The following is a 13,082-nucleotide window of genomic DNA, read 5'->3' as shown; positions in this document are numbered from 1 at the left end:
GCTTCGTGCGAGTCATAACAACAATGAAAACCCTCAAGACCCAAGTTGCCATTATCGGTGCCGGCCCTTCTGGGCTGCTGCTCGGCCAGTTGTTGCACAACGCTGGAATTGACACGGTGATCCTCGAACGCCAGACCCCGGACTATGTGCTGAGCCGCATCCGCGCCGGTGTGCTGGAGCAAGGCATGGCCCAACTGCTGCGCCAGGCCGGCGTCGGCCAGCGCATGGACGCCGAGGGACTGCCCCATGACGGCTTTGAGCTGGCGCTCAACGGCCGTCGGGTGCACATCGACCTGAAGGGGCTGACTGGCGGTAAAAACGTCATGATCTACGGCCAGACTGAAGTCACCCGCGACCTGATGGCCGCCCGAGAAGCCGCCGGCGCCCGCACGCTTTATCAGGTCGGCAATGCCCAGCCCCACGACATGCAAACCGAGAGCCCCTTCGTGACCTTCGAGCACCAAGGGCAAACCTGGCGCCTGGACTGCGATTACATTGCCGGTTGTGACGGTTTCCATGGTGTGGCGCGCCAGTCGATCCCCGCGGAAAAACTCAAGGTCTTCGAGCGGGTCTACCCGTTTGGCTGGCTCGGCATCCTGGCCGACACCCCACCGGTTCACGAGGAGTTGGTCTACGCCCGTCACGAACGTGGTTTTGCCCTGTGCAGCATGCGTTCCAAGACTCGCACCCGTTATTACCTGCAAGTGCCCGCCGAGGAGCAAGTGGCCGATTGGCCGGACGAGCGCTTCTGGTCTGAACTGAAAAACCGCCTGCCAGCCGACCTGGCCCAAGCACTGGTGACAGGTCCCTCCATCGAGAAAAGCATCGCGCCGCTGCGCAGCTTCGTGGTCGAGCCAATGCAGTATGGACGGATGTTCCTGGTGGGGGACGCGGCCCACATCGTTCCGCCCACCGGCGCCAAGGGGCTGAACCTGGCGGCCAGCGACGTCAGCACGCTGTTCAACATTCTGCTCAAGGTCTATCGCGACGGCCGTACGGACTTGCTGGAAAAATATTCCGCCATTTGCCTGCGGCGGGTGTGGAAAGCCGAGCGTTTCTCCTGGTGGATGACGTCCATGCTGCACCGCTTCGACGACGACGCCTTCAACCAGCGCATCAGCGAAGCGGAGCTGGAATATTTCGTCGACTCCGAGGCGGGTCGAAAAACCATCGCGGAAAACTACGTCGGACTTCCTTACGAGGCTATCGAATAGCCGGCTAACGACTTAAACTGCGGGCAGTCCTATTCGCCCCCCAGGCGTGATGCCCGCAGGTTCTGCCTTGACTCAACTCCATACCTCCCAAGCCCCACAGCCTGCCATCCGTAGTGTGCTGGTGGCCCTGATGCTGGCGATTTTTCTCGGCGCACTGGATCAAACCATCGTCGCCGTCTCGATGCCGGCCATTTCCGCCCAATTGGGTGATGTCGGCCTGCTGGCCTGGGTGATTTCCGGCTACATGGTCGCCATGACCGTGGCGGTGCCGATCTACGGCAAGCTCGGTGACCTCTACGGTCGGCGGCCGTTGATGCTGTTCGGCATGGGGCTGTTCACCCTGGCCTCACTGTTCTGTGGGCTGGCGCAAAACATGGAGCAACTGGTGCTGGCGCGCATTTTCCAGGGCATCGGCGCCGGCGGGATGATCTCGGTGAGCCAGGCGATCATCGGCGACATCGTGCCGCCCCGCGAACGTGGCCGTTATCAGGGCTATTTCAGCAGCATGTATGCGCTGGCCAGTGTGGCGGGGCCGGTATTGGGCGGCTACATGACCGAGTACCTGTCGTGGCGCTGGGTGTTCCTGATCAACCTGCCCTTGGGCCTGGGGGCCTGGCTGATTGCCCGGCGCACCCTCGTCGGGTTGCCGGTGCCGCACCGTAAGCCGATCATCGATTACCTGGGCACCGTGCTGTTGATCATCGGCCTGACCGCGCTGCTGCTAGGCATCACCGAGGTTGGCCAGGGCCACGCCTGGCACAGCCGCGACGTACTGGGGCTGCTGGGTTGCGCCGTGGTGGCGCTGGGATTATTCATCTGGCAGGAGCGCCGGGCCCGGGAACCGTTGTTACCGATGCACCTGTTCGTCAACCGCAACGCGGTGTTGTGCTGGTGCACGGTGTTTTTCACCAGTTTCCAGGCGATTTCCCTGACCGTGCTAGTGCCGTTGCGCTATCAGAGCGTGACCGGGGCTGGCGCCGACAGCGCAGCGTTGCACTTGTTGCCGCTGGCGATGGGGTTGCCCATAGGTGCTTATTTCGCCGGACGCCGTACCTCGATCACTGGCTACTACCAACCGATGATCCTCAGCGGCGCCCTGCTCTTCCCGTTTGCCATCCTCGGCATGGCCTTCACCCCGCCCCAGGCGTTCTGGCTCAGCAGCCTGTTCATGCTGCTCAGCGGCATCGCCTCCGGCATGCAGTTCCCGACTTCGCTGGTGGGGTCGCAAAACTCGGTGCAACAGCAGGACATCGGGGTCGCCACCAGCACCACCAACCTGTTCCGCTCCCTCGGCGGCGCCGTGGGCGTGGCGCTGATGTCGGCGTTGCTGCTGGCCTTGCTGCAGGATTCAAACGTTGCCCAACTCGCCGGTTCGTCGCCGTTGGGTGAAGGGCATTCCGGCAATGTTTTGCTGGATGGATTGAACGCTGCCCCCGGCGAAGCACAACACGCCTTGCGTCAGCAATTGCAGACGACGTTCCGGCATTTGTTGCTGATCAGCGCCGCGGTGTCGTTGTTGGGGCTGGCGGCGGCAGTGGCGATGCCCAATCGCGTGTTGCGTGGGCGGGATGACAAGGCGCGCTAGTCAGAATGCACAAATAACCTGTGGTGGGAGATCTGTGGGAGCAAAGCTTGCTCGCGAAACAGGCGCCTCGGTTTTCTGAACGACCGCATCGCCTTCATCGCGGGCAAGCCTTGCTCCCACACAAGCCTTGCTCCCGCAGATGCTATCAAGCCGGCGCCACCACTCCCTCCAGCGGCGCCACCCCACTCATCCCATCCTTCATCCGCTTGGCATCGCGCACGAAACAGCGCGACGCCAGGAACAGGAACACCATGGTCAGGAACAGCGCCACCGGAATCAGGAACATCGCGTCATGCAAACCAATGGCCTTGAACGCCTCGGTCATCTGCGAGGCGCCGGTCGCGGCCATGGCCGCATGGGCAAAGTAGTCAGACAAGCCACCCACCACCACCGGCCCCATGCCTCCGCCCAACAGATACAACCCGGCAAAGAACAACGCCATCGCCGTGGCCCGCAGACGCGGTTCGACTACGTCCTGGATCGCCGTGTATACGCACGTATAAAAGGTATAGGCAAACAGCCAGCCGACACTGAACACCGCAACGAACACACCAATTTCAATCCGCCCGGCATACAACGCCCAAGCGGTGGTGGCCGTGGAGATCACCAGGCTGAACGCGGCGAACAGCAGGCGTCCGTTGGGCACCCGTTGATGAATCTTGTCGGCAATCCAGCCGCCCAGGGTCAACCCGAACAGCCCGGTCACGCCCACCATGATCCCGGTGGCAACCGCCGCGTCGTGCAGCGGCATCAGGAAATAGCGCTGTAACATGGGTACCAGGAACGAGTTGCAGGCATAGGTGGCGAAGTTGAAACACAGCCCCGCCAACACCAGCCACAGAAAAGTAGGAATCGCCAGCACCCGACGGATCGGCTTGTCGATTTTTTCCTGGGAGATCTGCACCGCTTCCGCCGCGCCGCGCTTGGGCTCCTTGATGAAAAACATAAACACCGCCAGCACCAGCCCCGGCACCGCCGCGATAAAGAACGGCGCGCGCCAGCTGTCGAAGGCCTTGACCATCGCCCCGATGGTGAAGAACGCCAGCAGCAGACCGATCGGCAGGCCGAGCATGAAGATGCCCATGGCCCGCGCCCGACGGTGGGCCGGAAACAGGTCGCCGATCAGCGAGTTGGCCGCTGGCGCGTAACTGGCTTCGCCGATCCCCACGCCCATGCGTACCACCAGAAACGCCCAGAAACTGCCCACCAAGCCATTGACCGCCGTCAGCCCGCTCCAGGTCGCCAGGCCCCAGCCCATCAACTTGCTGCGCGAACCGGTATCGGCCATGCGCCCCAGCGGCAGCCCGGCGATGGCGTAAACGATGGTGAAGGCGGTGCCGATGATGCCGATCTGGAAGTCGCTGAGGCTCCACTCCATACGGATCGGCTCGATGATGATCGCCGGGATGGTGCGGTCAAAGAAGTTGAACAGGTTGGCCAGGAACAGCAGGAACAGAATGCGCCAGGCATTCGCCGCTTGGGTCGAGTTCTGCATGGGTCCGTCTCTTTATTGTTATGGGGCACGGCGAGGCATCCGAACCCGGAGTCTGCAATCTAGACAGCGGCGCGCAGGCTGTCTCCAATCATTCGCATGACTGATACCCGGCCATGGCGGGCGGCGTGTTTAGTGACTATGGTCAATTCCCTGAAGCAATTGACATCATTTTGCCTTATTTCGACTAAAGATCGCCTTCTGATGGCCGATTCAACCTATCAGGAAAGATTTTCCCGAGCGCTGCTCAGGCTGCCCCCCCTGAACGCTTGGGCCGACCTTCGCGCCGTCAAGGACGCGAGCTCCCATCCGCGATGGTTCGATGACAGTGGTCATCGAACCGACCAGTTCAGGCATATGGCGCACAATGACCTCTAAAAAAACAGCCACTGCAGTATCCGATCTTACGTTGAGCCCGGCCGCCAACGGTCCTGAAACCCCGAAGCCGCCGAGGCGCTCACGTTCCCTGTCGACTCAGCAGTATCTGTATTTCACCGAAACCAACACCGACCGCATCCTCGACAACCTCGACGGCCTGCGTGACAGCGTGTTCCCGCGCCCGCCGCACCTGGTGGACGACGAAAGCGAACGCGATCAGCAGGAGTTCCCGTCCGTATGCCTGATCGGCCTGGGTCGCTGTGGCTCCAACATCGCCCTGGACGTAGCCGAGCTGGTGTACAACGCCCGCAAGTTCTACCTCAACGAGTTCAATGCCGAAGACAAGGGCTACAGCGACAAGGGTTACAGCCCGGCGCAGTGGATCCGCAACAATTTGCGCCTGGGCACCAGCAAGGTGAGCAAGCCGGTGTTTTTGGTCGAGCCGTTGGTGATGCTCGGCGACCTGGACAAGGACATCGCCGGACGCATCCGTTTTTCGCGCAAAGGCGAAAAAAGCGGCTTTTTGCGCGACTACAGCAAAATGAAAATCATGGACCTGTCAGAAGTCCATGCCGGCGGCGCTGGTAACGCACCGATCCTGGGGCAGTACCTGGCCAAGATCATCCTGAACAAGGACACCCAGCGTTTCTCCAGCCCCGACTGGAAAATGATCCACTCGTACCTGATCGACAGCTGCGGCATCAAGGCCAACCAGTCGCGCCTGTACTTCTCGATCTTCAGTGCCGGTGGCGGTACCGGTTCGGGCATGGCCTCGGAGTTCGGCCTGGCTCAGCAGTACTCGTACATGAACAAGACGTTCGACACCAAGCCGATGGACGAACACGACAGCAAGAGCGGTCATTCCTTCGTCTTCGAGCCGATCTTCACCAGCGGCATTTGCGTACTGCCGAATATTTCCGATCACCGCAGCGAAATGTCCGAGGCGCTGCACATCAACGCCGGACGCCTGCTGTGCAAGTACCTGTCGGAAGAATGGGATTTCTCGTACAACTTCGCCAACGAAGACAGCAGCGAAGCCAGCGTGATGGGCCGCATCCGCCCCTGGAACGCGATGATGCTGATCTCCAACGACATCATGCGCTACGCCGAAGAGAGCGATGACGGCAACATCCAGAACATCGATGTCAATGCCATGGAGAAGCACGCCAACCAGTACATCTCCCAGCAGATCTTCAACATCCTGACCGCCCAGGCGGTGACCACCGACTACGACCAGAACTACTTCCGTCGTGCCGGCATCGACATTGGCGAAACCATTCGCCTGGACGCCAACGACCTGTTCATGAGCCTGGCCGGCCCGGTGGCGATTGCCTACGCCGAGTCCGTCGTTCCGGAAACCCCAGCGCCCAGCGGCGACAAGTTCAAGGTGTTCGAGAAGGAGCCGCCGCGCCTGAACATCGACGACCTGTTCTTCCGCTCCATCGACCTGCCGCACTTCAACAAAGTCACCCAGGCCATCGAAGGCATCAGCCTGTTGCCGATCGAATCCAAGCGCTACCGCGCCTCGCTGGAGCAGTACAAGAATTCCGGCTACGACGCCGCGGCCCTGCATGACCTGCACTTCTTCAAGAACTGCTCGTCGGTGGTGTCGATCGTCTCGTTGCCCAAGGACTACAAGCTGTCCTACATGGACCTGAACCGGCTCAAGACCCACCTCAACAGCCTGTTCCCCAACACCACCCTCAAGCGTTACGCGCTGGTGATCGGTGCCTCGGCCAACCTGTCGCTGACCACCCTGATCGCCAAGAGCCCCTGCCTGTCGGATGACTTCCTGACCCTGATCGTGGCGTTCATCAAGCGCTGTTTTGCCCGCACCCCGTATCGCTTCGATGACACCCTGGACAACTCGATCCTGGACTTCATCATCAACGAAGACTTCGACGAAGAGCGCATCGACGATCTGCTCAACGAGTTCGAAAACCCGGCGAAGATCCTCGACACCAACTGGTACGCGATCAAGCCGATGTACGAGAAGAAATACCGCGAGCTGATCAGCGACAAAGACAAGTTTGTCTCGATCAACGACATCCGCCTGTCCCGCGACTGCGTGAAAAAGGCGATCAAGTATTTGCGTGAGATCTACCGTCACCGCATCGGCAAGACCAAGGTTATTTCCCTGAATAACCATACGGGCAAGACTTATTGAGGCAGGCGCAGGACCGCGTCGCGCCAATCGCGAGCAGGCTCGCTCCCACATTAATCGCGTTCTTTCTGAGAAACGCGGTTCACTGTGGGAGCGAGCCTGCTCGCGATTGGCGGCCTTGGACCAAAACACAAAATCAACATTCAGAAACAATTAAGCAGCCCAACGGCTGCCCAATAAACTGTTCCCGTTACGTATACGTCACCCTCTGCTGTGGCGTTTCACCACGGCAGGATGCCATCACGCTACTCACCTACACACTTTTACTCCGCAGAAAATACGAACCAACTTGGTGCAGGCATCAAACCGATGCCCTTTCCTGGACCATAATCCACGGTGAAACCACCACCGCCCATAGCTGCGGATCGCGTTCGAAAAAGTCCAGCGCCCGCGTTTCAGACAGCTTGGCCAACTGGTCGGCAGCCAGCCAGGCGGCGACTTTGGTACCTTCGTCCTGGGCAACGGCCTCGGCCGCGGCGATCAGATCCAGGGCCGGGTCGACCCACAATAGGGCACCCTTGGCAAAGAACGGCTCCAGCTCCTTCCAGGTGATGGATGCGGTTTCACCAAGCAGTTTGGCATAGAGGGTGCTAGGTTCTTGATTCATGGGAGCTGTCCGGAAAAGAAATCGGCGCGAATGATAACGTCGGTGGTCTGGCAGAAAAACCCGGTAGCAATTGGAGTACCGATTGGAAAGCGCAGGAAAGCCAGGGATTGCCGATTTGTCCGGACGAACCCCGCCGCCATTCTGTCTTTTTCTTTCAATTAAGCGACACCCTCAGGTTTTGCCCCCAAGCGCCAGCTTCCCTTGCCAACAATCGGCGCTCTACACTGTACCGGTACAGTTGCCGGGGGCATTTTCCGCGAGGATATCCAAGATATCTGACCCGGTTCTGCTGCTTCGGCGCCAGGACTATAAAAACTACAACAGCATGAGTGGAGCACTATGACTAAGGCTACTAAGCAGATTTCCAAACTGTTTGCCGCTATGGTTCTGGCCGGGGTTGCCAGCCATTCGTTCGCCGCCGACACCATCAAGATCGGCATCGCCGGCCCAAAGACCGGCCCCGTAGCCCAGTACGGCGACATGCAATTCAGTGGCTCCAAAATGGCCATCGAGCAGATCAACGCCAAGGGCGGCGTCAACGGCAAGCAACTGGTTGCCGTTGAATACGATGACGCCTGTGATCCAAAACAAGCGGTCGCGGTGGCGAACAAAGTCGTCAACGACGGCGTCAAGTTCGTGGTCGGCCACCTGTGCTCCAGCTCCACCCAACCGGCTTCGGACATCTATGAAGACGAAGGCGTGATCATGATCACGCCAGCCGCCACCAGCCCGGACATCACCGCTCGCGGCTACAAGATGATCTTCCGCACCATCGGCCTGGACAGCGCCCAGGGCCCTGCCGCGGGCAACTACATTGCCGACCACGTCAAGCCGAAAGTCGTTGCCGTCCTGCACGACAAGCAGCAATACGGCGAAGGTATCGCCAGTGCCGTGAAAACGACCCTTGAGAAGAAAGGCGTGAAAGTCGCCGTGTTCGAAGGCGTGAACGCCGGCGACAAAGACTTCTCCTCGATGATCGCCAAGCTCAAGCAAGCCAACGTCGACTTCGTCTACTACGGCGGCTACCACCCGGAGCTGGGCCTGATCCTGCGTCAATCCCAGGAAAAAGGCCTGAACGCCAAGTTCATGGGTCCGGAAGGCGTGGGTAACGACTCGATCTCGCAGATCGCCAAGGAAGCTTCCGAAGGTTTGCTGGTGACCCTGCCGAAATCCTTCGACCAGGATCCGGCCAACATCGCCCTGGCTGACGCGTTCAAAGCCAAGAAGGAAGACCCGAGCGGTCCGTTCGTGTTCCCGTCCTACTCGGCCGTTCAAGTGATTGCCCAGGCCATCACCGAAACCAAGAGCGAAGACCCGGAAAAAGTGGCTGAAGCCATCCACGCCGGTACTTTCAAGACTCCGACCGGTGACCTGAGCTTCGACGACAAGGGCGACCTGAAGGACTTCAAGTTTGTGGTTTACCAGTGGCATTTCGGCAAACCTAAAACCGAAGCTTCGCCTCAGTAAGGCCTGGCCTGACTGACTGCCAATAAAGCCCACGGCGTGCCGTGGGCTTTGTTTTAAATGTATTGGGCCGCGCTGGCGTGATCCGCCAGTCTCCCCACCTGAAAATCTCAAAACCGTCATCAGCGGTTCGCTGGCAAACCTCGTGCTCGAAGTGGATGCAGATCCACGGGGCCGGGCGGGAAAATGACTCCACCAGTGAAATGCGTATCAGGTTTTTAGGAGCGCTGTAATGCCTGACATCTATCACTTCTTCCAACAGCTGGTTAACGGCCTGACCGTTGGCAGCACGTATGCCCTGATCGCCATCGGCTATACGATGGTTTACGGCATCATTGGAATGATCAACTTCGCCCACGGCGAGGTGTACATGATCGGCTCCTACGTGGCGTTCATCGCCATCGCCGGGCTGGCCATGATGGGACTCGACAGTGTCCCGCTGTTAATGACCGCGGCGTTCATCGCGAGCATCGTGGTGACCAGTTCCTATGGCTACAGCATCGAACGGATCGCCTACCGCCCCTTGCGCGGCAGCAACCGTCTGATCCCGCTGATTTCGGCCATCGGCATGTCGATCTTCCTGCAGAACACCGTTCTGCTGTCGCAAGACTCCAAGGACAAATCCATTCCCAACCTGATTCCGGGTAACTTTACCTTCGGGCCAGGGGGGGCACAGGAAGTGCTGATTTCCTACATGCAAATCGTGGTGTTCGTGGTGACCCTGGTCGCCATGCTCGGCCTGACGCTGTTCATCTCCCGTTCCCGCCTGGGCCGCGCCTGCCGCGCCTGCGCCGAGGACATCAAGATGGCCAACCTGCTGGGCATCAACACCAACAACATCATTGCCCTGACCTTCGTCATCGGCGCGGCCCTGGCGGCCATCGCCGCCGTGCTGTTGAGCATGCAATACGGTGTGATCAACCCCAACGCCGGTTTCCTCGTGGGCCTGAAGGCCTTCACCGCCGCGGTACTGGGCGGCATCGGCAGCATCCCCGGAGCCATGCTCGGCGGGCTGGTGCTGGGCGTGGCGGAAGCCTTTGGTGCCGACATCTTCGGCGATCAATACAAGGACGTCGTGGCGTTCGGCTTGTTGGTTCTGGTGCTGCTGTTCCGGCCGACCGGCATCCTGGGCCGTCCGGAGGTTGAGAAGGTATGACTAAACATCTTAAATCGGCGCTCTTCAGCGCGCTGTTGGTCTGGGCGGTCGCGTACCCGGTACTCGGCCTGAAACTGACCATCGTGGGCATCGATCTTGAAGTGCACGGCACCAGCCCCGCCATCCTGGCGACCATCGCCGCGTGTTCGGTGCTGATGTTCCTGCGGGTGCTGTTCAGCACGCAGATCAGCGCCGCCTGGAAGGCCTCGCCCGGCCTGCCGATAGTCCCGGCCAAGGCCAGCAACTTCCTGACCCTGCCGACTACCCAGCGCTGGATCATCCTGGCCCTGATCGTCATCGCGTTGGTCTGGCCGTTTTTCGGCTCTCGCGGTGCGGTGGACATCGCCACCCTGATCCTGATCTACGTGATGCTGGGCCTGGGCCTGAACATCGTGGTAGGGCTGGCCGGTCTGCTGGACCTGGGTTACGTCGGCTTCTATGCCGTCGGCGCCTACAGCTACGCGCTGCTGTCCCATTACTTCGGCTTGAGCTTCTGGATCTGCCTGCCAATTGCCGGGATGATGGCCGCCACCTTCGGTTTCCTGCTGGGTTTCCCGGTGCTGCGCTTGCGCGGTGACTACCTGGCAATCGTGACCCTGGGTTTCGGCGAGATCATCCGTCTGTTCCTGCGCAACCTGACCGACATCACCGGCGGCCCGAACGGCATCAGCAATATCGAGAAGCCGACGTTCTTCGGCCTGACCTTCGAACGCAAAGCCGCCGAAGGTCTGCAGACCTTCCACGAGTACTTCGGACTGCCCTACAACTCGATCAACAAGGTGATTTTCCTCTACCTGGTTGCGCTGTTGCTGGCCCTGGCTGCGCTGTTCGTCATCAACCGCCTGCTGCGCATGCCTATCGGCCGTGCGTGGGAAGCGCTGCGTGAAGACGAGATCGCCTGCCGTGCCCTGGGTCTGAACCCGACCGTGATCAAGCTTTCGGCTTTCACCCTCGGTGCCGCCTTCGCCGGTTTCGCCGGTAGCTTCTTTGCTGCCCGTCAGGGCCTGGTGACGCCGGAATCCTTCACCTTCATCGAGTCGGCGATCATCCTCGCCATCGTGGTGCTGGGTGGGATGGGCTCGCAGCTGGGTGTGATCCTGGCGGCAATCGTGATGATCCTGTTGCCTGAAATGATGCGTGAATTCAGCGAATACCGCATGTTGATGTTCGGCGCCTTGATGGTGCTGATGATGATCTGGCGTCCTCAAGGTCTGCTGCCTATGCAACGCCCGCACATGGAGCTGCGCAAATGAGCCGCGAGATCCTGAAAGTCGAAAACTTGAGCATGCGCTTCGGCGGCTTGCTGGCGGTCAATGGCGTGGCCCTGACCGTGAAAGAGAAACAGGTCGTTGCATTGATCGGGCCGAACGGCGCGGGCAAGACCACCGTGTTCAACTGCCTGACCGGCTTCTATCAGCCTACCGGCGGCACGATCCTGCTGGACGGCGAGCCGATCCAGGGCCTGCCTGGTCACCACATCGCCCGCAAGGGTGTGGTGCGCACCTTCCAGAACGTGCGGCTGTTCAAGGACATGACGGCGGTCGAGAACCTGTTGATCGCCCAGCATCGTCACCTGAACACCAACTTCTTTGCCGGTCTGTTCAAGACCCCGGCGTTTCGCAAGAGCGAACGCGAGGCCATGGAGTTCGCCGAGTACTGGCTGGAGAAGGTCAACCTCAAGGAGTTCGCCAACCGTACCGCCGGCACCCTGGCCTACGGTCAGCAACGGCGCCTGGAAATCGCCCGCTGCATGATGACCCGCCCGCGGATCCTCATGCTCGACGAACCGGCCGCCGGCCTGAACCCGAAGGAAACCGAAGACCTCAAAGCGCTGATCGGCGTGCTGCGCGAGGAGCACGATGTCACCGTGTTGCTGATCGAGCACGACATGAAGCTGGTCATGAGCATTTCCGACCATATCGTCGTGATCAACCAGGGCACGCCGCTGGCCGACGGTTCGCCGGAACAGATCCGCGACAATCCTGAAGTGATCAAAGCCTACCTGGGGGAAGCGTAAATGCTGCAGTTCGAAAACGTTTCCACCTTCTATGGCAAGATCCAGGCCCTGCACAGCGTCAACGTCGAAGTCCGCCAGGGCGAAATCGTGACGCTGATCGGTGCCAACGGTGCCGGCAAATCCACCCTGCTGATGACGCTCTGCGGTTCGCCCCAGGCCCACAGTGGCAGCATCCGCTACATGGGTGAGGAGCTGGTGGGCCAGGACTCTTCGCAGATCATGCGCAAGAGCATCGCCGTGGTGCCGGAAGGCCGTCGGGTATTTGCCCGACTGACCGTGGAAGAAAACCTCGCCATGGGCGGTTTTTTCACCGAAAAGGGTGATTTTCAGGAGCAAATGGACAAGGTGCTGCACCTTTTCCCCCGCCTGAAAGAACGCTTTAGCCAGCGCGGCGGCACCATGTCCGGCGGCGAACAGCAAATGCTCGCCATCGGCCGTGCGCTGATGAGCAAGCCCAAGTTGTTGCTGCTCGACGAACCGTCCCTGGGCCTGGCGCCGATCATCATCCAGCAGATCTTCGACATCATCGAACAACTGCGCAAGGATGGCGTGACGGTATTCCTGGTGGAGCAGAACGCCAACCAGGCGCTGAAAATCGCTGACCGGGCGTACGTGCTGGAGAACGGCCGCGTGGTGATGCAAGGCACGGGTGAGGCGCTGTTGACCGACCCGAAAGTACGCGAGGCGTATCTGGGCGGTTGAGTCTGTTGCTGCATGAGAAAACGGCCTTCGGGCCGTTTTTTTTTTGCCCAGTTCTCAAGTGAATGCTGTTGTGGCGAGGGGATTTATCCCCGCTGGGCTGCGAAGCAGCCCCTAAGGCAGGCAACTCAATCTTCCTGACTCACTGTGGAGCTGGTTTTAGGACTGCTTCGCAGCCCAACGGGGCGGTGCGACGTTTCGCTAAATCCCCTCGCCACAATGGATTTCGAAACAAACAAAAAAAATCGAGAACCTGCTGTAACGCATTCCTCCACCCCCTCTCTAGTTCAACAGACCGGCGCTAAC

At 60.0% G+C, this 13,082-nt stretch carries 10 protein-coding genes; 8 read left to right on the top strand and 2 right to left on the bottom strand.

All coding sequences use genetic code 11. The annotated features are described in order from the left end of the window. Nucleotides 1-23 precede the first annotated feature (23 nt). Both pobA and CRX69_RS04565 read left to right on the top strand, forming a co-directional pair. Entirely contained in the window at nucleotides 24-1,214 is a 1,191-nt protein-coding gene (gene pobA / locus CRX69_RS04570) for a 4-hydroxybenzoate 3-monooxygenase (protein WP_076386066.1), read from the top strand. Between the two features lie 67 nt (nucleotides 1,215-1,281). Next, a complete protein-coding gene (locus tag CRX69_RS04565; protein ID WP_476705389.1) occupies nucleotides 1,282-2,799 on the top strand; it encodes an MDR family MFS transporter in 1,518 nt (505 codons plus the stop codon). Between the two features lie 145 nt (nucleotides 2,800-2,944). Here CRX69_RS04565 and CRX69_RS04560 read toward each other — a convergent pair whose 3' ends face one another. Continuing rightward, entirely contained in the window at nucleotides 2,945-4,294 is a 1,350-nt protein-coding gene (locus CRX69_RS04560; RefSeq protein WP_107321615.1) for a spinster family MFS transporter, read from the bottom strand. 364 nt (nucleotides 4,295-4,658) lie between these two features. Here CRX69_RS04560 and CRX69_RS04555 point away from each other — a divergent pair, with 364 nt between their 5' ends. Then, the gene (locus tag CRX69_RS04555; RefSeq protein ID WP_047228435.1) at nucleotides 4,659-6,836 is read left to right on the top strand and encodes a hypothetical protein; all 2,178 of its coding nucleotides are present in this window, start codon (nucleotides 4,659-4,661) and stop codon (nucleotides 6,834-6,836) included. A gap of 298 nt (nucleotides 6,837-7,134) precedes the next feature. Here the strand turns inward: CRX69_RS04555 and CRX69_RS04550 are convergent, their stop codons facing one another. After that, nucleotides 7,135-7,440 carry a DUF2288 domain-containing protein gene (locus CRX69_RS04550; RefSeq protein WP_047228384.1) on the bottom strand — a complete coding sequence of 102 codons (306 nt, stop codon included), beginning with the start codon at nucleotides 7,438-7,440 and terminating at the stop codon, nucleotides 7,135-7,137. 339 nt (nucleotides 7,441-7,779) lie between these two features. Here CRX69_RS04550 and CRX69_RS04545 point away from each other — a divergent pair, with 339 nt between their 5' ends. From CRX69_RS04545 to CRX69_RS04525, 5 genes are all read left to right on the top strand, one after another. Further along, the gene (locus tag CRX69_RS04545; RefSeq protein WP_047228385.1) at nucleotides 7,780-8,907 is read left to right on the top strand and encodes a branched-chain amino acid ABC transporter substrate-binding protein; all 1,128 of its coding nucleotides are present in this window, start codon (nucleotides 7,780-7,782) and stop codon (nucleotides 8,905-8,907) included. 229 nt (nucleotides 8,908-9,136) lie between these two features. Next, the gene (gene livH, locus CRX69_RS04540; protein WP_047228386.1) at nucleotides 9,137-10,060 is read left to right on the top strand and encodes a high-affinity branched-chain amino acid ABC transporter permease LivH; all 924 of its coding nucleotides are present in this window, start codon (nucleotides 9,137-9,139) and stop codon (nucleotides 10,058-10,060) included. Further along, nucleotides 10,057-11,313 carry a high-affinity branched-chain amino acid ABC transporter permease LivM gene (locus CRX69_RS04535; RefSeq protein WP_047228387.1) on the top strand — a complete coding sequence of 419 codons (1,257 nt, stop codon included), beginning with the start codon at nucleotides 10,057-10,059 and terminating at the stop codon, nucleotides 11,311-11,313. The genes livH and CRX69_RS04535 overlap by 4 nt, the downstream gene beginning before the upstream one ends. Next, the gene (livG, locus tag CRX69_RS04530) at nucleotides 11,310-12,077 is read left to right on the top strand and encodes a high-affinity branched-chain amino acid ABC transporter ATP-binding protein LivG (protein ID WP_047228388.1); all 768 of its coding nucleotides are present in this window, start codon (nucleotides 11,310-11,312) and stop codon (nucleotides 12,075-12,077) included. The genes CRX69_RS04535 and livG overlap by 4 nt, the downstream gene beginning before the upstream one ends. Further along, nucleotides 12,078-12,779: an ABC transporter ATP-binding protein gene (locus CRX69_RS04525; RefSeq protein WP_047228389.1), complete on the top strand. Its 702-nt coding sequence runs from the start codon at nucleotides 12,078-12,080 to the stop codon at nucleotides 12,777-12,779. Nucleotides 12,780-13,082: the final 303 nt, after the last annotated feature.

The organism is Pseudomonas rhizophila (assembly GCF_003033885.1).
In the GTDB taxonomy this organism is placed as follows: Bacteria; Pseudomonadota; Gammaproteobacteria; order Pseudomonadales; family Pseudomonadaceae; genus Aquipseudomonas; species Aquipseudomonas rhizophila.
Note: the sequence above shows the minus strand (reverse complement) of the source record. Positions and strands in the feature narration are given on the sequence as shown.

What these genes read in the sequence shown, in the direction of transcription:
- pobA (WP_076386066.1), top strand. Translation starts at nt 24, where the DNA reads ATGAAAACCCTCAAGACCCAAGTTGCCATTATCGGTGCCGGCCCTTCT.
- CRX69_RS04560 (WP_107321615.1), bottom strand. Translation starts at nt 4,294, where the DNA reads ATGCAGAACTCGACCCAAGCGGCGAATGCCTGGCGCATTCTGTTCCTG.
- CRX69_RS04555 (WP_047228435.1), top strand. Translation starts at nt 4,659, where the DNA reads ATGACCTCTAAAAAAACAGCCACTGCAGTATCCGATCTTACGTTGAGC.
- CRX69_RS04550 (WP_047228384.1), bottom strand. Translation starts at nt 7,440, where the DNA reads ATGAATCAAGAACCTAGCACCCTCTATGCCAAACTGCTTGGTGAAACC.
- CRX69_RS04545 (WP_047228385.1), top strand. Translation starts at nt 7,780, where the DNA reads ATGACTAAGGCTACTAAGCAGATTTCCAAACTGTTTGCCGCTATGGTT.
- livH (WP_047228386.1), top strand. Translation starts at nt 9,137, where the DNA reads ATGCCTGACATCTATCACTTCTTCCAACAGCTGGTTAACGGCCTGACC.
- CRX69_RS04535 (WP_047228387.1), top strand. Translation starts at nt 10,057, where the DNA reads ATGACTAAACATCTTAAATCGGCGCTCTTCAGCGCGCTGTTGGTCTGG.
- livG (WP_047228388.1), top strand. Translation starts at nt 11,310, where the DNA reads ATGAGCCGCGAGATCCTGAAAGTCGAAAACTTGAGCATGCGCTTCGGC.
- CRX69_RS04525 (WP_047228389.1), top strand. Translation starts at nt 12,078, where the DNA reads ATGCTGCAGTTCGAAAACGTTTCCACCTTCTATGGCAAGATCCAGGCC.